This is a genomic window from Cupriavidus sp. WS (assembly GCF_000395345.1).
GTDB classification, from domain to species: Bacteria; Pseudomonadota; Gammaproteobacteria; order Burkholderiales; family Burkholderiaceae; genus Cupriavidus; species Cupriavidus basilensis_B.
On record NZ_AQPL01000429.1, the window covers coordinates 1 to 21,009 of the forward strand.

The 21,009-nt window shown below is 69.4% G+C and carries 16 protein-coding genes; 8 read left to right on the forward strand and 8 right to left on the reverse strand.

Going from position 1 to position 21,009, the window contains the following annotated elements:
• Positions 1–83 precede the first annotated feature (83 nt).
• Entirely contained in the window at positions 84–1,208 is a 1,125-nt protein-coding gene (locus K206_RS0129690; RefSeq protein WP_020205981.1) for an AraC family transcriptional regulator, read from the reverse strand.
• 303 nt (positions 1,209–1,511) lie between these two features.
• Here K206_RS0129690 and K206_RS0129695 point away from each other — a divergent pair, with 303 nt between their 5' ends.
• The 7 genes from K206_RS0129695 (at position 1,512) to K206_RS0129725 (ending at position 12,078) form a co-directional block, all read left to right on the forward strand.
• Positions 1,512–2,513, forward strand: a complete 1,002-nt coding sequence (locus K206_RS0129695) for a tripartite tricarboxylate transporter substrate binding protein (RefSeq protein WP_029044236.1) — start codon at positions 1,512–1,514, stop codon at positions 2,511–2,513.
• A gap of 50 nt (positions 2,514–2,563) precedes the next feature.
• Positions 2,564–4,303 (forward strand): long-chain fatty acid--CoA ligase, encoded by a 1,740-nt coding sequence (locus K206_RS0129700; protein WP_043367294.1) that lies wholly within the window; start codon positions 2,564–2,566, stop codon positions 4,301–4,303.
• 66 nt (positions 4,304–4,369) lie between these two features.
• Positions 4,370–5,362 (forward strand): tripartite tricarboxylate transporter substrate binding protein, encoded by a 993-nt coding sequence (locus K206_RS0129705; RefSeq protein ID WP_020205984.1) that lies wholly within the window; start codon positions 4,370–4,372, stop codon positions 5,360–5,362.
• Positions 5,363–5,531: 169 nt separating this feature from the next.
• Entirely contained in the window at positions 5,532–6,692 is a 1,161-nt protein-coding gene (locus K206_RS0129710) for an acyl-CoA dehydrogenase family protein (protein WP_029044237.1), read from the forward strand.
• A 476-nt stretch (positions 6,693–7,168) separates the two neighbouring features.
• Positions 7,169–9,091, forward strand: coding sequence for a PrkA family serine protein kinase (locus tag K206_RS0129715; protein ID WP_020205986.1), 1,923 nt, complete (start codon positions 7,169–7,171; stop codon positions 9,089–9,091).
• Positions 9,092–9,128: 37 nt separating this feature from the next.
• Complete coding sequence (locus K206_RS0129720; RefSeq protein ID WP_020205987.1) at positions 9,129–10,409, forward strand: YeaH/YhbH family protein; 1,281 nt, start codon at positions 9,129–9,131, stop codon at positions 10,407–10,409.
• 142 nt (positions 10,410–10,551) lie between these two features.
• Complete coding sequence (locus K206_RS0129725; RefSeq protein ID WP_020205988.1) at positions 10,552–12,078, forward strand: SpoVR family protein; 1,527 nt, start codon at positions 10,552–10,554, stop codon at positions 12,076–12,078.
• Positions 12,079–12,231: 153 nt separating this feature from the next.
• Here the strand turns inward: K206_RS0129725 and K206_RS0129730 are convergent, their stop codons facing one another.
• The 6 genes from K206_RS0129730 to K206_RS0129755 all read right to left on the reverse strand — a co-directional run bounded on the left by K206_RS0129730 (position 12,232) and on the right by K206_RS0129755 (position 18,441).
• The gene (locus K206_RS0129730) at positions 12,232–13,113 is read right to left on the reverse strand and encodes a MipA/OmpV family protein (RefSeq protein WP_020205989.1); all 882 of its coding nucleotides are present in this window, start codon (positions 13,111–13,113) and stop codon (positions 12,232–12,234) included.
• 259 nt (positions 13,114–13,372) lie between these two features.
• Positions 13,373–14,377, reverse strand: coding sequence for an acyl-CoA dehydrogenase (locus tag K206_RS0129735; protein ID WP_020205990.1), 1,005 nt, complete (start codon positions 14,375–14,377; stop codon positions 13,373–13,375).
• Between the two features lie 13 nt (positions 14,378–14,390).
• Complete coding sequence (locus K206_RS0129740) at positions 14,391–15,551, reverse strand: acyl-CoA dehydrogenase family protein (RefSeq protein ID WP_020205991.1); 1,161 nt, start codon at positions 15,549–15,551, stop codon at positions 14,391–14,393.
• A gap of 37 nt (positions 15,552–15,588) precedes the next feature.
• Positions 15,589–16,524 (reverse strand): tripartite tricarboxylate transporter substrate binding protein, encoded by a 936-nt coding sequence (locus tag K206_RS0129745; RefSeq protein WP_052166022.1) that lies wholly within the window; start codon positions 16,522–16,524, stop codon positions 15,589–15,591.
• Positions 16,525–16,647: 123 nt separating this feature from the next.
• On the reverse strand, positions 16,648–17,109 hold the full coding sequence (locus K206_RS0129750; RefSeq protein ID WP_020205993.1) for an acyl dehydratase: 462 nt from the start codon (positions 17,107–17,109) through the stop codon (positions 16,648–16,650).
• Between the two features lie 126 nt (positions 17,110–17,235).
• Positions 17,236–18,441, reverse strand: a complete 1,206-nt coding sequence (locus tag K206_RS0129755) for a CaiB/BaiF CoA-transferase family protein (RefSeq protein WP_029044239.1) — start codon at positions 18,439–18,441, stop codon at positions 17,236–17,238.
• 144 nt (positions 18,442–18,585) lie between these two features.
• On the opposite strand from K206_RS0129755, the gene K206_RS0129760 reads away from it, so the two are divergent.
• Positions 18,586–19,527: a LysR family transcriptional regulator gene (locus K206_RS0129760; RefSeq protein ID WP_020205995.1), complete on the forward strand. Its 942-nt coding sequence runs from the start codon at positions 18,586–18,588 to the stop codon at positions 19,525–19,527.
• Here the strand turns inward: K206_RS0129760 and K206_RS0129765 are convergent.
• A complete protein-coding gene (locus tag K206_RS0129765; RefSeq protein ID WP_020205996.1) occupies positions 19,524–20,663 on the reverse strand; it encodes a helix-turn-helix transcriptional regulator in 1,140 nt (379 codons plus the stop codon). The two genes, K206_RS0129760 and K206_RS0129765, sit on opposite strands and share 4 nt — an antisense overlap.
• Between the last annotated feature and the right edge of the window lie 346 nt (positions 20,664–21,009).

A 21,009-nucleotide genomic window follows, 5' to 3' on the forward strand; every position in this document is an offset into this window, starting at 1 on the left:
GTTGACTTTGACTTTGAAGTTGATTTTGACGTGGATTCTGAAGTTGAATTTGAAGCTTGAAATAACCTCCAACAACCCATCCCCTACGCCGCACACCCCATCATCTGCCGCTGCCGGTACTCCCCCGGCGCCACGCCAGTCCATTTCTTGAACGCCCGGTGAAACGTGCTCGGCTCCGAAAACCCCACCCTTAACGCCACTTGCTGCAACGGCAGGTCGGTATGTTCGAGAAAGCCGATGGCGGCGTCGCGCCGCAGGCTGTCCTTGATGCTCTGGTAGCCGCGGCCTTCGTCGCGCAGGCGGCGGCGCAGCGTCTGCGGGGTCAGGCGCAGGGTTTCGGCCATCTGTTCGAGCGAGGGGAGTTCGCCGTCGAGGTGGCCGCGCAGGTGGCGGCGGATGCGCTCGGCGAGGCAGGAGTCGTCGCGGTAGCGGGTCAGCAGGTTGCGCGGGGTGTCGCGCAGGAAGGCTTGCAGGCTGGCGGCGTCCTGCACCACGGGCAGGCGCAGCCAGGCGGCGTCGAAATGCAGCGCGGTGTGCGGCTGGCCGTAGCGGACCTGGGTGTTGAAGACGCGCTCGGTGTCGCTGCGCCGCGCGCTGCCGCGTGGCGCGGGCGGCGGCGCGGCGAGGTCGACGCCGGCCAGCGGGATGCGCCGGGCGGCGAGCCAGTTGGCCACGCCGTAGGCCTGGAAGGCGAAGGTGGATTCGGCGTAGAGGCGGCATGGCGTGGCGGGCGCGCGCGGCAGCAGCAGCAGGGTGGCGCGGCCGTCGTGCTGCTGCAGGCGGGGCACGAAGTCATGCAGGTGCAGCCGGTATTGCTGCAGGCCGACGCGCAGCGCGTCTTCGAGCGTGGCGCAGTGGATCAGCGCGCGGCAGGCCTGGGCGAACACGCCGGGCGCCAGCGGCCGGTTCAGCAGGCCCCAGAACTCGTCGCGCGTGACGCGGCGCATGGCGCGCATCAGCGCGGCGAACTGGTCTTCGCTCACGCGCGCGCTGGGCGATTGCAGCAGCGCGGCGGGGATGCCGGCGCGGCGCAGCAGGGCGTCGATGTCGCAGCCAATGCGGCGCGGGCCCAGCAGGATCTGCTCGACCTGGAGCACGGCGATGGTGTGGCGGGCCGGCGGGCCGTGCGGCGCCGCCCGCAGCGGGCGGGAAGCGGCCGGCACCGCTGGCGGCACGGACGCGCCCGCGCCGGAAGCGACGATATGCATGGTCTCCTCGTCCTCGTTGCCGCAGCCCTGGCTGCCGGATGCTGCGGCGCGGCATGAGCGCGCGGGCTGGCGGGTCTGGCGGGATGCCGGGTCTGCGCCGGCTTATGGTGGCTCATGGCGGCTCATGGTGAGCCTGTCGCGCCAGTTAGCCCGATGCGCCGGCGCCGCGCAATCCGGATTTACCAAAGGCAGGCTTTTCCCTGAGCGATTCGGCCAATCATTTTGGGCCGAATGGTCATTGTCCACGCAGCGCAGCATCGCGCAATCTCGTTGCCTGGGCATGGGACCGGGGGAGGGAGCGGGATGCAGGCTGATCGTCGCAGGATCTTGTCGTGGCTGGGCGCGGCGCCGCTGGCGGCCGGCGGCATCGGGCCGTGCGGCCCGGCGCTGGCGCAGGGCGCGGGCGGCAACTGGCCGGGCCGGCCGGTGCGGCTGGTGGTGCCTTACCCGGCCGGTGGCGCCACCGACGTGCTGGCGCGCGCGCTCGCCGAGCCGCTGGGCAGGGCGTGGGGCAAGCCCGTGGTGGTGGAGAACCGCCCGGGCGCGAGCGGCATGATCGGCGCCGACGCGGTGGCCAAGGCCGAGCCCGACGGCCACACCGCGCTGCTGACCATCACCACGCTGGTCCAGGCGCCGAGCCTGTACGCGAAGGCGCCGTTCGACCCGGTGCGCGATTTCGCGCCGGTGTCGCAGCTCGGCACCACCAGCCTGGTGTTCGCGGTGCACAACTCGGTGCCCGCGGCCACGCTGGCGGAGTTCATCGCGCTGGTGAGGTCCCGGCCGCGCCAGTTCAGCTACGGCTCGTTCGGCACCGGCTCGAGCGGGCATCTGTACGGCGAGGTCTTCAATGAAGCGGCCGGGCTCGACCTGACCCATGTCTCGTACAAGGGCGAGGCGCCGGAGCTCAACGACCTGCTCGGCGGGCAGGTGCCGGCGGCCGTGATCTCCGTGATGGGCGCGCGCCCGCACGTGGCCAGCGGCCGGCTGCGCGCGCTGGCCGTGACCGGCCCGGCGCGCGCGCCGCAGTTGCCGGACGTGCCGACCTTCCGCGAAGGCGGCATCGCGGGCATGGATTCGATGAGCTGGTTCGGCCTGCTGCTGCCCGCCGCGGCGCCACGCGCGGTGGTGGAGAAGTTTTCCGCCGACGTCAACCGCGTGCTGGCCGTGCCGGCCGTGCGCGGGCGCATGAGCGAGATGGGCGTGGTGCTTTCGGGCAGCACGCCGGACGCCTTCGCCGACACCATGCGCAGCGACTACGCGCGCTGGGGCCAGGTGATCCGCACCCGCAACATCCGCCTCGACTGATGCCGCGCCGGCGGCGGCCGGCGCCTTTTTCTCCTACCCGTGTTGCCATGATGCAAGCCGATTCCTCTTCCATGCCTCCCTGCCGCTCGCCGTTCTGGCCACCGGGCCTGCCGGCGCAGATCCAGGTGCCGCGCACCAGCCTGGCCTACAACGTGGAAGTCGCCGCGCGGCGCTACCCGGACAAGACCGCGATCCGGTTCTTCGGCAACGCCATCAGCTACGCCAGCCTGCACGCGCAGATCGGGCGCATGGCGGGCTACCTGCAGCAGGCGTGCGGCGTGGCGCCGGGCGACCGCGTGCTGCTGTTCAGCCAGAACTGCCCGCAGTTCATCGTGGCCTACTACGCCATCCTGCGCGCCGGGGCGGTGGTGGTGCCGGCCAACCCGATGTGGCTGACCGCGGAGCTCGAGCATGTGGTGGCGGACAGCGGCGCGGTGGCGGCCTTCGTCGCCGCCGAGCTGTACGCGCGCATCGCGCCGCTGCACGGCGCGCGGCTGCCGCACGTGATCGCGCACCAGTACGGCGACATGCTCGCCACCGCCGACCGTGCCGACCGTGCCGACCGGACCGACGCCGGGGTGCCGGCGTGGCTGCACGAGCGCGCGCCGCTGCCCGCCGGCGCGCCGGCCGGCGCCACGCTCGTGCCGTGGACGCAGGCCGACGCCGCCGGCCTGAGCCCCGGCCCGGACGAGGCCGGCTACGACACCTTGTGCATGCTGGCCTACACCTCCGGCACCACCGGCCATCCGAAGGGCTGCATGCATACGCACGGCACGCTGATGAGCGCGGCGGTGGGCTCGCAGCGCTGGCGCGGCGCCCTGCCGGACAGCGTGACCTTGTCGGTGGCGCCGATGTTCCACCTGCTCGGCATGCAGAACGGCATCCACGCGCCGCTCTACCTGGGCGCCACCATCGTGCTGCTGCCGCGCTGGGACCGCGCGCTGGCAGCAGACCTGATCGAGCGCTACCAGGTGACCACCTGGGGCGCGCCGCCGGCGATGCTGGTGGATTTCTTTTCCCAGCCCGGCATCGCCGGGCGCGACCTCTCCAGCCTGTCCTACCTCGGCGGCGGCGGCGCGGCTATGCCGGACGCGGTGGCGTCGATGCTGGAGGAGCGCTTCGGCCTGCCTTACGTGGAGGCCTACGGCCTGACCGAGAGCGCGGCCTTCCTGCTGTCCAATCCGCGCCACCGGCCCAAGCGCGAGTGCCTGGGCATCGCCACCTTCGGCGTGGACGCGCGCGTGATCGACCCGCACACGCTGGCCGGGCTGCCGCGGGGCGAACTGGGCGAGATCGTCACGCACGGCGCGCAGATCATGCTGGGCTACTGGCGCAATCCGCAGGCCGACGCCGAGGCGTTCGTCGAGATCGACGGCAAGCGCTTCCTGCGCACCGGCGACCTGGGCTTCATGGACGAGGAAGGCTATTTCTTCATGCGCGACCGCCTCAAACGCATGATCAACGCCTCCGGCTTCAAGGTCTGGCCCGCCGAGGTGGAGAACCTGCTGTACGGCCATCCGGCCATCCACGAAGCCTGCGTGATCGCCGCGCGCGACGCGCGCCGCGGCGAGACCGTCAAGGCGGTGGTGGCGCTCAAGCCCGCCGCGCGCGGCACGCCCGAGGCCGGCGCCGAGCAGATCATGGCGTGGTGCCGCGAGCGGCTGGCGGCCTACAAGGTGCCGCGCATCGTCAGCTTCGTCGACGCGCTGCCCAAGTCGGCCACCGGGAAGATCCAGTGGCGGGCGCTGCAGGAGCAGGAACAGGCGGCGCCGGCCCGGCCGGCGGACTGAGACGCGCGACAGGACAACACACCGGAAAGCACACCAGAGCACACCAAGCGAATGGGGGAGACAACGATGAAGACAACGCGGCGAGCCTGGCTGGGCCAGGCGGCGGCACTCGGCGGCGGCGCGCTGCTGGGCGGCTGGCGGCGGCCGGCGCGGGCGCAGGGCGGCTATCCCGCCAGGCCCATCCGCATGGTGGTGCCGTACCCGGCCGGCGGCGGCACCGACACCGTGGCGCGCATGATCGGCCAGCGCCTGGCCGAGGCCTGGGGCCAGCCCGTGGTGGTGGACAACAAGCCCGGCGCCAGCGGCATGCTCGGCAACGACATCGTCGCCAAGGCGGCGCCGGACGGCTACACGGTGCTGCTCGGCATCACCGCCATGATCCAGTCGCCAAGCCTGTACAAGCGCATTCCCTACGACGTGGCGCGCGATTTCCAGCCGGTCTCGCTGCTGGCGCGCTCGTCCGACCTGTTCGTGGTGCCCAACCGGGTGCCGGCCGCCACGCTCGCCGAGTTCGTGGCGCTGGCCAGGGCCAGCCCCGGCAGGTTCAGCTACGGCTCCTACGGCAACGGCACGTCCTCGCACCTGCACGGCGAGCTGCTCAAGATGCAGGCCGGGCTGGACCTGGCGCACATCCCGTACAAGGGCGCCGCGCCGCTGATGAGCGACGTGCTGGGCGGGCAGGTGGACTCGGCCTTCGTCGATGTGACGTCCGCGAACAGCTATTTAAATAGCGGGAAATTCCGCATTCTCGCCATCACCGGCGCGCAGCGCTACAAGTCGATCGCCGCGGTGCCCACGTTCGCCGAGGCGGGTTTTCCCGGCTTCGAGCCGAGCGGCTGGTTCGCCGCGTTCCTGCCGGCGCGCACGCCGCGCGAGATGGTGGCGCGGATGTCGGCCGAGGTCGGGCGCATCGTGCGCCAGCCGGACATCGCGCAGAAGCTGGCGGCGATGGGCCTGCAGCCGGTAGGGTCGTCGGCCGAGGAGCTGGCCGCCGTGATCGCCACCGACACGCCGAAGTGGGCCCGCATCGTCCAGGACGCGCACATCCAGCTGGACTGAGCACCGGCGCTTGCGTCAAAGAGCATCAATCGATACATCGCGGCCGCCGCGCTTCCCGCCGCGGCCGAACCCCGGCGCCGCGGGTGTTGCGGCGCAGCACCGGCGGCTTCCGCCCCGACGACATTTCCCGGAGAACACCAAGATGAAGAGCACGGACAAGAACATGGCGATGGCGGCCCGCAAGGTGCCCTGGATGAACGAGGAACTGACCCTGTTCCAGGACACCGTGCGCCGCTTCGTCGAGCGCGAGCTGGTGCCGCACGAAGCGCGCTGGGCCGAGCGCGGCTACATCGACCGCGAGGTCTGGAACCGCGCCGGCGAGGTCGGCCTGCTGTGCGCGAGCATCCCCGAAGCGTACGGCGGCGGCGGCGGGAACTTCGCGCACGAGGCCGTGATCTGTAACGAAATGGCGCGCGCCATCGCCACCAGTCTCGGCAATGGCGTGCACAGCGGCATCGTGGCCCATTACTTGCTCAACTACGGCACCGAGGCGCAGAAGCGCAAATGGCTGCCGCAGATGGCTTCCGGCGCGATGGTAGGCGCGATCGCCATGTCGGAGCCCGGCGCGGGCTCGGACCTCAAGTCGGTACGCACCCGCGCGGTGCGTGAAAAGAACCAGAACGGAGACGTCTATCGCATCAACGGTGCAAAGACCTTCATTACCAACGGCTACCACGCCGACCTGGTCTGCGTGGTGGCCAAGACCGATCCCGGGGCCGGCGCGCGCGGGGTCTCGCTCATCATGGTCGAGACCCGCGACCTGCCGGGCTTCCGGCGCGGCCGCATCCTGGAAAAAATCGGGCAGAAAGGGCAGGACACTGCCGAGCTGTTCTTTGACGACGTGTGCGTGCCGGCGGAAAACCTGCTCGGCGCCGAGGAGGGACAAGGCTTCTATCAGCTGATGCAGCAGTTGCCGCAGGAACGCATGATCATCGCGCTGGGCGCGGTGGCGAGCATGCAGCGCGCCATCGAGCTCACCACGGACTACGTGCGCGAGCGCCACGTGTTCGGCAAACCGCTGATCGATATGCAGAACACGCGCTTCAAGCTCGCCGAGTGCAAGACCGAGGCAACCATCGCCGCGACCTTCGTCGACGACTGCATGATGCGCCTGCTCGCGGGCGAGCTCGATGCCCCCACCGCGGCGATGGCCAAGTGGTGGTGCGCGCAGAAGAACTGCGACATCATCGACGAATGCCTGCAGCTGCATGGCGGCTACGGCTACATGCTCGAATACCCGATCGCGCGGATGTACGCCAACGCCCGCGTGAGCAAGATCTACGGCGGCTCCAACGAGATCATGAAGGAGCTGGTGGCGCGCACGCTGTAGGGCGTGCGCCGCCGCGCGGATGCGTGCCGGTGCGTGCCGGATGCGCAGCGCGCGGCGGCCCCTCATACCGACGCCTTAGGACGTTGGCGGTAGTGCTGTCCGCAATGCCGCGCGGGGCGTGCGTTGCAAAATCGCAAGCGTGGTTGTGGTTACAAAACCATCTATGCACGCGGCGCGGGAAAGGTGTAATGTGTGTCACAAGACATGGTCCAAATGCCCGTCGCGAGTGGGGCCGGGAGCAGCAGTACGGAGACCTGCCTGTCGTTGCGCGGTTGCACGCGCACCTGCAAGACACGGGCGTGAAGTTGGTCAACCGGCTCTTAGCCTTCGCCGTTATTTGACTATGATGAAGTAAAGGCCTCGCAACATGGCCAGCACCGCCAAGCCGGGGTGGCGGAGTTGCAAACGCTGGCGCGGGATCTTTTGATGCAGCAGATGTGCCTTCGCCTCGGACGGGAATCTGACGGGAGTGAGGTATGGACATTTTCGGCCACTACGCCACACGCTTCGAAGCTCGCAAGGAAGAGGAATACAGCATCCAGGAGTACCTGGATATCTGCAAGAAGGACCCCTCCGCCTACGCGACCGCCGCCGAGCGCATGCTCGCCGCCATCGGTCAGCCCGAACTGGTGGATACCCACCACGATCCACGGCTGTCCCGCCTGTTCTTCAACAAGGTCATCAGGATCTATCCGGCCTTCCGCGAGTTCTACGGCATGGAGGACACGATCGAGCAGATCGTCTCGTTCTTCAAGCATGCCGCGCAGGGACTCGAGGAACGCAAGCAGATCCTCTATCTGCTCGGGCCTCCCGGCGGCGGCAAGTCCTCGCTGGCGGAGAAACTCAAGGTGCTGATGGAGCAGATCCCCATCTACGCCCTGAAGGGCTCGCCCATCCACGAATCTCCGCTCGGGCTGTTCTCGCCCGAGGAAGACGGCAAGATCCTGGAAGAGGACTATGGCATCCCGGTGCGCTACATCAACACCATCGCCTCGCCGTGGGCGGTGAAGCGCCTGCACGAGTTCAACGGCGACATCACGCGCTTCCGCGTGGTCAAGCTGCGCCCCTCGGTGCTGTCGCAGATCGCCATCTCCAAGACGGAGCCGGGCGACGAGAACAACCAGGACATCTCCTCGCTGGTCGGCAAGGTCGATATCCGCAAGCTCGAGGATTTCCCGCAGGACGACCCGGACGCCTACTCGTATTCCGGCGGGCTGTGCCTGGCCAACCGCGGCCTGCTCGAGTTCGTCGAAATGTTCAAGGCGCCGATCAAGGTCCTGCACCCGCTGCTGACCGCGACGCAGGAAGGCAACTACAAGGGCACCGAGGGCTTCGGCGCGATCCCGTTCGACGGCGTCATCCTGGCGCACTCGAACGAGGCCGAGTGGCAGACCTTCAAGGCCGACAAGAACAACGAGGCTTTCCTCGACCGCATCTACATCGTCAAGGTGCCGTACTGCCTGCGCGTGTCGGACGAGGTGAAGATCTACGACAAGCTGCTGCGCAGCAGCTCGCTGGCGGCCGCGCCGTGCGCGCCCAACACGCTGAAGATGATGGCGCAGTTCGCCGTGCTCACGCGCATCAAGGAGCCGGAGAACTCGAACATCTTCTCCAAGATGCGGGTGTATGACGGCGAGAGCCTCAAGGACGTCGACCCGAAGGCCAAGTCGTACCAGGAGTACCGCGACTACGCCGGCATCGACGAAGGCATGAACGGGCTGTCCACGCGCTTCGCCTTCAAGGTGCTGTCCAAGGTCTTCAACTTCGACAACACCGAGGTGGCGGCCAACCCGGTGCACCTGCTCTACGTGCTCGAGCAGCAGATCGAGCGCGAGCAGTTCCCGCCGGAGCAGGAAGCCAAGCTGCTGTCGTACATCAAGGAGTACCTGACCACGCCGTTCGTGGAGTTCATCGGCAAGGAGATCCAGACCGCCTACCTGGAGTCCTATTCCGAATATGGACAGAACATCTTCGACCGCTATGTGGTGTTTGCCGACCTGTGGATACAGGACCAGGAATATCGCGACCCGAATACCGGCGAGATTCTCGACCGCAACGCGCTCAACGACGAACTCGAGAAGGTGGAAAAGCCCGCGGGCATCTCCAACCCCAAGGATTTCCGCAACGAGATCGTCAACTTCGTGCTGCGCGCGCGGGCCAACAACGCGGGCAAGAACCCCGCGTGGACCAGCTACGAGAAGCTGCGCATGGTGATCGAGAAGCGCATGTTCTCCACCACCGAAGACCTGCTGCCCGTGATCTCGTTCAACGCCAAGTCCTCCCGCGAGGACCAGGACAAGCACGCGAACTTCGTCAACCGCATGGTCGAGAAGGGCTACACGGCGAAGCAGGTCCGCCTACTTGTGGAGTGGTACTTGCGCGTCAGAAAATCATCGTAACGGCGCCTGGACGAGGCCTCTCCAAGAGGGCAAGCATATGGCCACGGTCATCGATCGGCGCGAGAACGGCGGCAACAAGAGTGCCGTCAACCAGCAACGCTTCATCAAGCGCTACCGCGAGCAGATACGCCAGGCGGTAGCGAAGGCGGTGTCCGGCCGGAAGATCATGGACATCGAGCAGAGCGGGCAGGTGTCCATTCCGGTCAAGGACATCTCCGAGCCAGCCTTCCACCACGGCCAGGGCGGCCGGCGGGAGTGGATCCACCCGGGCAACAAGAAGTTCGTGCGCGGGGACAGCTTCGACCGCCAGCAGCAGGGCGCGGGCGGAGGCGGCTCGAAGGCCAGCGACTCGGGCGAGGGCGAGGACGATTTCGTCTTCACGCTGTCGCGCGAGGATTTCCTCAATTTCTTCTTCGAGGACATGGCGCTGCCCGACATGGCCAAGCGCCACCTTGCCAAGATCGCCGAGGTCCGCAAGGTGCGCGCCGGCTTTTCCATCGACGGCACGCCTTCCAACCTTTCCATCCTGCGCACCATGCGCAGCTCGCTCGGGCGCCGCATCGCGCTGTCCAGCCCCTACCAGAAGAAGCTCACCGTGCTCGAGAAGGAGTACGGCGAGGTGCTGGAGCAGGACGGCCCGTATTCCGCGCGCGCGCTGGAGCTGATGAAGGAGATGCGCCACCTGCGCGCCTGCGTGGAGCGCGTGCCCTTCATCGAGAAGCTCGACCTGCGCTACAACAACCGCGTGCTCAAGAAGCGCCCGCAGGCGCAGGCGGTGATGTTCTGCCTGATGGACGTCTCCGGCTCGATGGACGAGAGCCGAAAGGATCTCGCCAAGCGCTTCTTCATGCTCTTGTACCTGTTCCTCAAGCGCAACTACGAGCGCATCGACGTGGTGTTCATCCGCCATCACACGGTGGCCAAGGAAGTCAACGAGGAGGACTTCTTCCATTCGCGCGAGTCCGGTGGTACGGTTGTGTCCAGCGCGCTCAAGCTGATGGTCGAGGTGATCCACGACCGCTATCCCGCCAGCCAGTGGAACATCTACTGCGCGCAGGCGTCGGACGGCGACAACTGGGCGGGCGATTCGGAGTTGTGCGGGCGCCTGCTGCGCGAGTCCATCCTGCCGCTGGTGCAGTACTACGCCTACGTCGAGGTGGCCTCCGAGGAACCGCAGAATCTCTGGGAAGAGTATCTGTTGGTAAGGGACCGGCATGAGAACTTCGCCATGCAGCGCATCATCGGCGCGGAGGAAATCTATCCCGTGCTGCATGACCTGTTCCAGAAGAAGGCGGCCTGGCCGGCGGGCGTGCGCTGAAGCGCGCGCGCCGTCGCTGCCACTGCCCGCGCGGGAGAGGCGCGCCGCGCGAGGGTTGATGAGGTCGATGAGGCTGACAAGGCCGGCAAGGCCGACGAAGCCGACAGGCAGGTTTTCGTTTCACCCGCAACGGGGGTCGTAAATGGCTTATCTCTCCACCGGCTCGGAGTGGACCTTCGAGCTGATCAACCGCTATGACCGCGAAATCGCCCGCATTGCCGGCGACTTCGGCCTCGACACCTATCCCAACCAGATCGAGATCATCACCGCCGAGCAGATGCTCGATGCCTACGCATCGTCCGGGCTGCCGGTAGGCTACAACCACTGGTCCTACGGCAAGCACTTCCTGGCCTCGGAGCGCAGCTACCAGCGCGGCCACATGGGGCTGGCCTACGAGATCGTCATCAACTCGAACCCCTGCATCGCCTACCTGATGGAGGAGAACACCATGCCCATGCAGGCGCTGACCATCGCGCACGCCTGCTACGGCCACAACTCCTTCTTCAAGGGCAACTACCTGTTCCGCACCTGGACCAACGCGGACGCCATCATCGACTACCTGCTGTTCGCCAAGAACTACGTGGCCGAATGCGAGCAGCGCTATGGCGAGCAGGAAGTGGAGCTGCTGCTCGACTCCTGCCACGCCTTGCAGAACTACGGCGTGGACCGCTACAAGCGGCCCAAGAAGCTCTCCATCGCCGAGGAGCAGGCGCGCCAGACCGAGCGCGAGAACTACCTCCAGATGCAGGTCAACGACCTGTGGCGCACGCTGCCCAAGCACCGCGCCCACGCGCTCGAGGACGACGAGGGGTTCGAGCGCGAATCGGCCTTCCCGCCCGAGCCGCAGGAAAACCTGCTGTACTTCATCGAGAAGAACGCGCCCAAGCTCGCGCCGTGGCAGCGCGAGATCGTGCGCATCGTGCGCAAGATCGCGCAGTACTTCTATCCGCAGCGCCAGACCAAGGTCATGAACGAAGGCTGGGCCACGTTCTGGCACTACACCATCCTGCACCAGCTCTACGAGGAAGGCCTGGTCAACGACGCCTTCATGATGGAGTTGCTGCAGGCGCACACCAACGTGATCTACCAGCCGCCGTACAACAGCCCGTACTACAGCGGCCTGAACCCGTACACGGTCGGGTTCCTGATGTTCCAGGACCTGCGCCGCATGTGCGAGAACCCGACCGAGGAAGACTACCGCTGGGCGCCCGAATTCGCCGGCAGCGACTGGCGCAAGACGCTCGACTTCGCCATGCGCAACTTCAAGGACGAGAGCTTCCTGCTGCAGTTCCTGTCGCCGCGCGTGATCCGCGAGCTCAAGCTGTTCTCGGTGCTCGACGACGACCGCGAAGGCAAGCTGCGCGTGACCGCCATCCACGACGACGAGGGCTACCGCAACATCCGGCAGCTGCTGGCCAACCAGTACGACCTGTCGAACATGGAGCCCAACATCCAGATCACCAACGTGGACGTCGGCGGCGACCGCTCGCTGACCTTGCGGCACCTCCAGAACGAGCGCCGCCCGCTGGCGCAGAACTTCGACGAGGTCATCCGCCACGTCACGCGGCTGTGGGGCTTCACGGTGCGGCTGGAGGTGGCCTACGAGGACGGCCGGCGCGAATCCAAGTTCGAGTGCAAGCCGGAGCGCCGGCACCGCAAGGCGGCCTGAGAAGTCGTTTCAAAAAGATCCTGGCGTCGTTGCGCGGCACGGCAAGTACTACTTGTACTGTCTGCGGCCGCGCGCCCAGCCAGGACCGCTTCGCTTCATGTTGAAACAACGTCTAAAGCGGTTTGAGATGGTGGCGGCGCCCGGGACGGATGGTCAGAACTGGTAATTGACCGACAGGTCCGCCGAGAACGTGGTGGGCCGCTGCACGACCGGGCTGTCGGCGGCGGCGCCGACCAGTTGCGAGATGCTCGCGTCGGCGGTGATGAACCAGTGCTTGTGCAGGAACCACATCGCGCTCAGCCCCGCGCCGTAGGACTTGATGCCGGCGCCGACATGGTGCTGCGCGAAGCCCGAGCGCGCCGACTGCGCCGCGCTCACGCCGAACCACGTGTCCATGTAGCGCGAATCCGCGAAGCTCACGCTGGGCCCGGCGAACCAGTAGAAGTGCTCCGAACTGCCCGGCAGCGGCAGGTAGGCGCCGAGATCGCCGATCCAGCCGTCGGACCCGCCCAGCGCGCGCCGCGCGTTGGCGCGGATCACCAGCGGGAATTCCTTCGAGACCACGTAGTCGACGAACAGCTTGGCCTCGGGCGCGAAGTTGATGTTGCCCATGCCGTGCAGGTGGGCGTGGTCGTCGGCCTCGCGCCGCCCGAGGTTGTAGGTGATGGCCAGGCCGGCGCGCAGGTGCGGCGTGCTGACCGCGTTGACGCCGATGCCCTCGCCGGTGGAGGCGAAGAACAGGTCGCGGTAGCGCACGTCGAGCGTGGCGCCCGCGAGCACGTGGTAGCTGGAGGCGCCGTCGTAGCGCGGCCGGTAGATGGCCGCCGCGCCGACGCGCACGGCCCATTCCGGTATCTCGGGCTCGAACATCTTCTCCAGCGGGATGCCGGCCGAGTACTGCCACTCGGGCGCGGGCGAGGGCGTCTGCGCCCGCGCGCCGGCTGCCAGGACGGCCAGCGCCAGCAGCAGGAGGAGCAGCAGGAGGGTTCGCCGCCATGCCGCGGCACGCGCGGGCGTTGCTCGAAGTATCGACACATCAGCCTCCGTATCCCGGCCAGCGGGAGACACCGAATCCGTGGATGGGCCGCAACGGCGGCGCCGGCGCCAGGCGGCAATCAGCGCGGTGGTGAATACGCCAATGATATGCCGCCAGCCCATCCTTTCATCGTCCGGAGGTCTGCAAAATCGCCTCGAATCCCACGCGTGTGTAGGAGGAAAGCTGATTCGCACGCCAGCCCACGCCCGGACCGCGCGGTCCGGGCGTGGGCTGGCGCGTCGCTACGCCACTAAGCCACTAAGCCGCCTCCCCGCTCCAGCGCCGCGCCAGCGCGACCGCGCCGTCGGCGGGCCCGGCGCAGACGGCTTCGCCCACCACCCGCCCCCAGTAGATCTCGGAGCCGTCCGCCAGCCGCCACGCATGCAGGCGGCGCGTGTAGAGCTGCAGGTCGTATTCCGCGGTGATGCCGATGGCGCCGTGCACCGCGTGCGCGATGGCCGTCACCGGCGTGACCGCCTCGCTGGCGTTGAGCTTGCCGATGGCCGCGCGCAGCGGGTCCGGCTGCCAGGCGTTGAAGCGGCCGCCGCCGGCGCAGGCCAGCTGCGCGGCCATGCGCGCGGCGGCGACGTGCTCGGCCATCACGCTGATCTGGTGCTGGATCGCCTGGAACTTGCCGATGGCGCGGCCGAACTGCTGGCGGTCGTTGGCGTATTGCAGCGTGAGCTCGAACACCCGGGACATGGCGCCGGCCATCTGCGCGGCGTGCACGCAGGCGCCGATCTCGCGCAGCGCGCCGGCCGGCAGCGCGAACGCGCCGGGGCCGTCCGGCGCCGGGCGCGCCAGCGCGACGGTCAGGTCGGCCGGCACGCCGGTGGCGGACACGCGCGCCTGCGCGCGCGGCAGCAGCACGCAGCGCGTGCCGTCCTGCACCAGGAACCATGCCGCGTGGGCGCCGCCGGCGGCCAGCGCGGTTTCGGCGCCGTCGTCGAAGGCGGCCAGCGCGACCGGCTCGGCCGGCACGGCGTGGCCGGCGGCGTGCAGCAGCGCGCGCGCGAACATGGTCTGGCCCAGCGGCAGCGGCAGCGCATGGCGGCCGAGCGCGAACAGCACCGGCGCCAGCTCGGCCAGCGGCAGGCCGGCGCCGCCGGCTTCCTCGGGCAGCAGGCAGTCGGCGAAGCCGCTGTCCCGCAGGGCCTGCCACAGCGGCAGGGGATCGCCGCCGTGCTCCACGGCGCGCACCACGGCGGGCGTGCAGCAGTCGCGCAGCAGGGTGTCGAGCGCGTCGGAATAAGCGTTGTGCATGGAGGGCTCCGTGTCAGCGCAGGCCGAGGCCGCGCGCGATCATGCCGCGCAGGATCTCGCGCGTGCCGCCGCGCAGCGAATAGGACGGCGCCACCTGGCTGACGTAGGCCAGGGTGCGGTACAGCGCGCCGTCGGCGGCGAGGTGGGCGTCGTCGCCCAGCGCGGCCTCCGCCAGCGCGGGGATGGACTGCTCGAATTCGGTGCCGAGGTCCTTGACCAGCGCGGCCTCCACCACCGGGCTCTCGCCCGCGGCCAGCCGCGCTGTGACCGCCAGCGACATGGTGCGCAGCACCGCCAGCCGCGCGGCCAGCCGGCCGATGGTGGCGGTGTCGCGCCGCGCCGCCGGCGCGCGCCGCAGCGCGGCGATCCAGGCGTCGAGCAGCACCACGCTGGAGTACAGGCGCTCCGGCCCGCTGCGCTCGAAGGCCAGCTCGGCGTTGACCTGTTCCCAGCCGCTGCCTTCCTTGCCCACCAGCGCGTCGGCCGGCAGCAGCACGTCCTCGAAGCTGACCTCGGAGAAATGCGCGTCGCCGGCGAGGTCGTGGATCGGGCGCACCGTCACGCCCGGCGCGGACAGGTCCACGATCACCTGCGACAGGCCGCGCTGGCGGTCCTCCGCGGCGCCGGAGGTGCGCACCAGCGCCAGCATGTAGTGGCAGCGGTCGGCGTTGGTGGTCCAGATCTTGCGCCCGTTCAGGCGCCAGCCGCCGTCGGGCTGCGGCACCGCGCGCGTGGCCACGCTGGCCAGGTCCGAGCCGGAATTGGGCTCGCTCATGCCGATGCAGAAGAAGGCCTCGCCGCGGCAGATGCGTGGCAGGTAGAAGGCTTTCTGCGCGTCGCTGCCGTAGCGCAGGATCAGCGGCCCGCTCTGGCGGTCGGCGATCCAGTGCGCCGACACCGGCGCGCCGCAGGCCAGCAGTTCCTCCACCAGCACGAAGCGCGAGAACGGATCGAGCCCGGCGCCGCCGTACTGCGCCGGCAAGGTGATGCCGACCCAGCCGCGCCGCGCCAGCGCGCGGCTGAAGCCGGCGTCGAAGCCCATCCACGAGCGGGCCCGCCGCTCGGGCGGCAGCGGCGGCAGGTACTCGGCCAGGAATGCTTGCACCTCGCGCCGGAAAGCCGCCGCCCCGGGGGGCAGGGCGGTGAGCTCAAAGGTATCGATCAGGGAAGTCAAGGTCGGTCTCCGTGGATGCGCGAAGGCGGCGCCGCGCTCAGTCGAGCGTCACGCCGGAGTCCTTCACCACCTTCTGCCAGCGCTGGATCTCCTGCGCCAGGTAGCGGCCGTAGGCGTCCGCGCTGCTGCCGCGCGGCTCGGCGCCCTGCGCCGCCAGGCTGGCGCGCACGTCGGGCGCGGCCAGCGCCTTCTGCGCGGCGGCGTTGAGCTTGTGGATCACCTCGGGCGGGGTCTTGGCCGGCACCAGCATGCCTTGCCACGCGCCCACCTCGAAGCCGGGCATGACGGTCTCGGCCACGGTCGGCACGTCCGGCAACTGCGAGCTGCGCGACATGCTGGTGACGGCCAGCGCCTTCATGCGCTTGTCGCGGATGAACGGCAGCGAGGAATTGATGGTGTCGGTCATGAACTGCACCTGGCCGCCGGCGAGGTCGGTCAGCGCCGGCGCGCTGCCCTTGTACGGCGCGTGCACCGCCGACAGCCCGTTGGCCTGCAGGAACAGGAAGGCTGCCAGGTGCGTGACGTTGCCGTTGCCGGCCGAGCCGTAGGTCAGCTTGCCCGGGTTGGCCTTGAGGTAGCGGATGAACTCGTCGAGGCTGGCCGCCGGCACCTGCGCGTTGACCTCCAGCACCAGCGGCACCATCGCCGTCATCGCCACCGGCGCGAAGTCGCGCTTCACGTCGTAGGACAGCTTCTTGTACAGCGCCGGGCTCAGCGCGATCGACGAGGTGTTGTACAGCACCGTGTAGCCGTCCGCCGGCGACTTGGCCACCAGCTCGGCGGCGATGTTGCCGTTGGCGCCGGGGCGGTTGTCCACCAGCACCTGCTGGCCGAGCTCCTCCGACATCTTGCGGGCGATCACGCGCGACACCAGGTCGGTCGGCCCGCCCGGCGGGAACGGCACCACCAGCCTGACCGGGTGCGCGGGATAGCCGTCCGCCGCGCCGGCCGCGTTCGCCGCGCCGGCGGCCATGCCGAGCGCCAGCAGCGCGCACGCCAGCGGCAGCGCCAGGCGCGCCAGCCGGTTGCGGCGCTTGTCGTGGTGGGTCTTGTGGTCTTGTTGTTGTGATTTCATCTGTCTCCTCCGGTGCGGCCGCTACCGCCCGGCCAGCAGGCGCCGGGCGGTATAGGTCATGACGCGCTCGTTGCGCTGGTTGAATACCTCGATGGTCGAGTCCACCACCGCGCGGCCGTTGCGCGAGGTGGGGCGGATGCCGTCCACGGTGACGGTGGCCCAGATCGTGTCGCCCACCACCACCGGCGCCAGGATCTTCTGCGTGAGCTCGAGCATGGCCAGCCCGGTGCCCTGGATCATGGTCTGCAGGATGAAGCCCTCGATCAGCGTGTAGGTCAGCGCGGCCGGCACGGGGCGGCCCTGGATGGCGCCGCCCTCGTAGCCCTTCTCGATGAAGATGGCCTCCAGCATGCCCGTGACCGAGACGAAGTTGACCAGGTCGGTCTCCGTCAAGGTGCGGCGGAAGGTCTGGAAGGCCAGGCCTTCCTTGATGTCCTGCCAGTAAAAGCCCTGGCCCAGGCGGGGGAGTTGGGTATGCGGCACGGCGTCTCCTGGTGATGGCCGGCGCGTGTGGCCGGCATGCCTAATGTTAGAAGTGGCTGGTGTGGAAAGCAGGCAGGCGCAGTCCGGGCGGCGCCGCGGGTCCGGCGCCGGGGCGCGCCACGGCATTCACGTCCCGGTGCCCGGCGCGCAGTAGGCCGCGCCGGCCTGCGCGAGCGCGTCGATCTGCGCGTCGTCGAGGCCCGCCCCGGCCAGCAGGCCGCGCGTATGCTCGCCCAGGCGCGGCGGCATGGCCGGCCGCGCGCGCTCGCCGTCAAAGCGCACCGGCGCGCCGGCAAAGCGCAGCGTGCCCATGACCGGGTCGTCCAGCGTGGCGAAGAAGCCGGTGGCGCGCAGGTGCGGGTCGTCGACGAGGTCGGCCAGCTCGTTGACGCGCGCCACCGGGATCTGCAGCGTCTCGCACAGCGCCAGCCAGTCCTCGGTGGTGCGCGCGCGCACGATCTCGCCGGTCAGCTCGTAGAGCGTCTCGATATGCCGCGTGCGCGCGGCGATGCCGTCGAAGCGCGCGTCCGCCGCCAGGTCCGGACGGCCGGCGGCGCGGAAGAAGTCGCGCCAGTGCGCATCGGTGTACGGCATCATGCAGACGTGGCCGTTGGCGGTCTGGTAGGGCCGGCGCAGCGGTGCCAGCACGCGCGGGTAGCCGGTCGGGCCGCGCGGCGGCTCGAACTGCTGGCCGTACAGGTGCTCGACCAGGTTGAAGGCCGCCATCGACTCGAACATCGGCACTTCCACCAGCGCGCCCTTGCCGCCGTTGCGCTCGCGCCCGGCCAGCGCCGCCGCGATCGACAGCGCCGCCACCAGCCCGCTGGTCTTGTCGGCGGCGATGGTGGGGAAATAGCGCATGGTGCCGGTCTGCGCGGCCATCAGCGCGGCATTGCCGGACAGGCCCTGGATGATGTCGTCGTAGGCCGGGCGGCCGCCGTAGGGGCCGTCCTCGGCGAAGCCGAGCAGGCTCACGTAGACCAGGCGCGGATGGCGCGCCATCACGGCGGCGGGGTCCAGCCCCAGCCCGGCCAGCTTCTGCGGGCGCATGCTGTGCACCAGCACGTCGGCGCCGGCCAGCAGCCGCTCCAGCGCGGCCTGCGCGGCGGGCTGCTTGAGGTTGAGCGCCACGCTCTTCTTGCTGCGGTTGACGCCGAGGAAGATGGCCGACATGCCGTCCTCGGCGGCCGGCCCCGTGCGCCGCGTGGAGTCGCCCTCGGGCGGCTCCACCTTGATCACTTCGGCCCCGAGGTCGGCCAGCCACTGGCTGGCGTAGGGGCCCATCACGACCGTGGAAAGGTCGATCACGCGCACGCCTGAAAGGGGCAACATGCTGGGCGGTCTCCTGATCTGTCTTGTTCTGTTCTTGTATTCGCGTCGCCGGGGCGGGCCGGCAGCGGATGGCACAGAGTAGATCAGCGGGGCCTTTGCGTCTAATATTAGATTTTTAGTATCCGATATTCAGAACATATCAACGTGGATCTCCGCCAGCTACAGCAGTTCGTTGCCCTCGCCGAGACCGGCAACTTCCACCGCGCGGCCGAGCGCCTGCACATGGCGCAGCCGCCCCTGTCGATCTCGATCCGCAAGCTGGAGGATTCGCTCGGCACGCCGCTGTTCGTGCGCACCTCGCGCGGCGTGCGTCTCACGCAGGCCGGCGAGGCCGCGCTGCACGACGCGCGCCGCGCGCTGTTCCATGCCGCGCAGGCGCGCGCCGCGGCGGTGGCCGCGGCCCACGGCGAGCGCGGCGCGCTGCGCGTGGGCTTCGTCGGCTCGGCCACCTACGCGCTGCTGCCCCGGCTGATTCCCGCCTTCCGCGCGGCCCATCCCGGCATCGAGCTGATCCTGCACGAGTCCACCTCGGCGTCGATCCTGGACCGGCTCCCGCGCCACCAGCTCGACGCCGGGCTGGTGCGCTTCCCGATCCTGAACGCGGGCGGCTACGCGCTGATGCCGCTGGAGACCGACGAGTTCGTCGCCGCGGTGCCGGCCGACAGCCGCTTCGCGCAGCACGACGCCATCGCCCTCAAGGCGCTGGCCGGCGAGCCCTTCATCATGCATCCGAGCGCGGACGTGCCCAACCTGCAGGCCATCGCCATGCTGCTGTGCCAGCAGGCCGGCTTCGTGCCGCGCGTGACGCAGGAGGCGGTGCAGGTGCAGACCATCATCAGCCTGGTGGAAAGCGGGCTGGGCGTGGCCCTGGTGCCCAGCGTGGCGGCGCGCTACGTCAACCGCCGCGTGCGCTTCCTGCGCCTGAGCAGCCCGCGCCCGGCCGCGCGCATCGGCATCGCGCTGGCCACGCCGGCCGACAGCGACGACCGCCAGGTGCAGCGGCTGATGGCGGTGGCGCGGGAGACGGCGGGGGCGGGGACAGGAACCGGGACAGGAATGGGCGCAGGGGCGGGCGCGGCGGCCTAGGACTGCCGCACGACCCGCTCCAGCGCCACGCCCGGCAGCAGGTGCAGCAGCCGCACCAGTTCGCTCTGGCGATGCGTGCCGGTCTTGCGCAGGATGTCGCGGATGTGCACGCGCACGGTGTGGGGCGAGACGAACTCGCGCTCGGCGATCTCGTTGAGGGTCGCGCCGGCGGCCAGCCGGATGGCGACCAGGCTCTCCTTGCGCGACAGGCCGAACAGCGAGGTCAGCACCGCGCTGTCGAGCACCGAGCGCGACTCGGAATTGCCCATCAGCACCATCGCGAACGGCAGTTGCCACGGCCCTTCCACCGGCTGGCGCGAGACCAGCGGCAGCACGATGATGGGCACCGGCTGGCCGCCCGAGGTGATGTGCATCCACGAGCCCGCCGCCGGCCCGCCGCCGTGGGGCTGCATGGCGCGCTCGAGCAGCCTGCCCAGCGTGGCGTGCAGCGCCGGCTCGCGCGCGTGGAACACGCCGTTGTCCAGCGCCAGGTGGCTGTCGGCCTGCACCAGCGCCTCGGCCCAGACGTTGGCGTAGCGCACGCGCATGTCGGCCTGCAGCACCATCACGCCGAAGTCGAGCGTGTCGAGCCCGGCCAGCCCGAGCGCGGCCAGGCCGCTGAGCTCCATGTTGCGCTGCTGCATGCGCGCCGCGCGCGCCCAGTGCGGCAGCACCCGCGCGAGGCGGCTGCGGCGGCGCGCGGCGCCGTCGGCGCTGTCGAAGCGTCCGTCCGGGCGCGGGCCGGCGCCGGCGCCGCCCATCAGCACGCACACCTCGCTGGTGTCGAGCAGCCGCACGCCGCGCTCGAGGTCGGCGCCGTGGGCGGGCACGTAGCACGACGCGCCCTGCGCGCCGCAGGCATGCGCGTCCGCGAGCGCGCGCGCGGGCCGGCTGGCCAGCACGCGCAGCGGCTCGGGCACGTAGGCGCCCTGCGCCGAGAAGCAGCCGTGCGGGGTCACGCCGAGGCGCGCCTGCCCGGCAAGCTTGTCCCAGACCAGGTAGTGCGGGCTTTCGGTGCCGGTATAGCGCGAGAACAGGCCGAGCGCCGCCGGCATGGCCGTGACGTCGAGCGCGGACTCGTAGATCGAATCGATCAGGCGGTGGAAATCCTCATCCGCCGACGGCTGTTCTCCCATGTTGTTCTCCCCGGTGGCTATTGCCAATGCGACGGATGCGTCCTGGCGCTTTATTTTTGGTTCTCCGGCAGGGCTGGCTCGTGCTGGCCGGCTCCGGTGCAATGCGGGTTGCCCGGACGGGTGCGGCCCGTTTCGCCGCGGGGTTTTCGTCCCGGGCGAAGGCTGGGCAGCCCCGCGTTACCGCGTTGCGGCATTATGCGCATCGGTGCATGACTTCGCAAACGGCGACTGTTGTTTCCCGATGCGCGGCGTGGATTTTCAGCGCTGAAATGTATCCCCGGGCGAACATCGGCGCCGCCGGCCGGGGCCATGCGTACCCGTTTCTGCGTGCCCGCGCCGGCGCGCT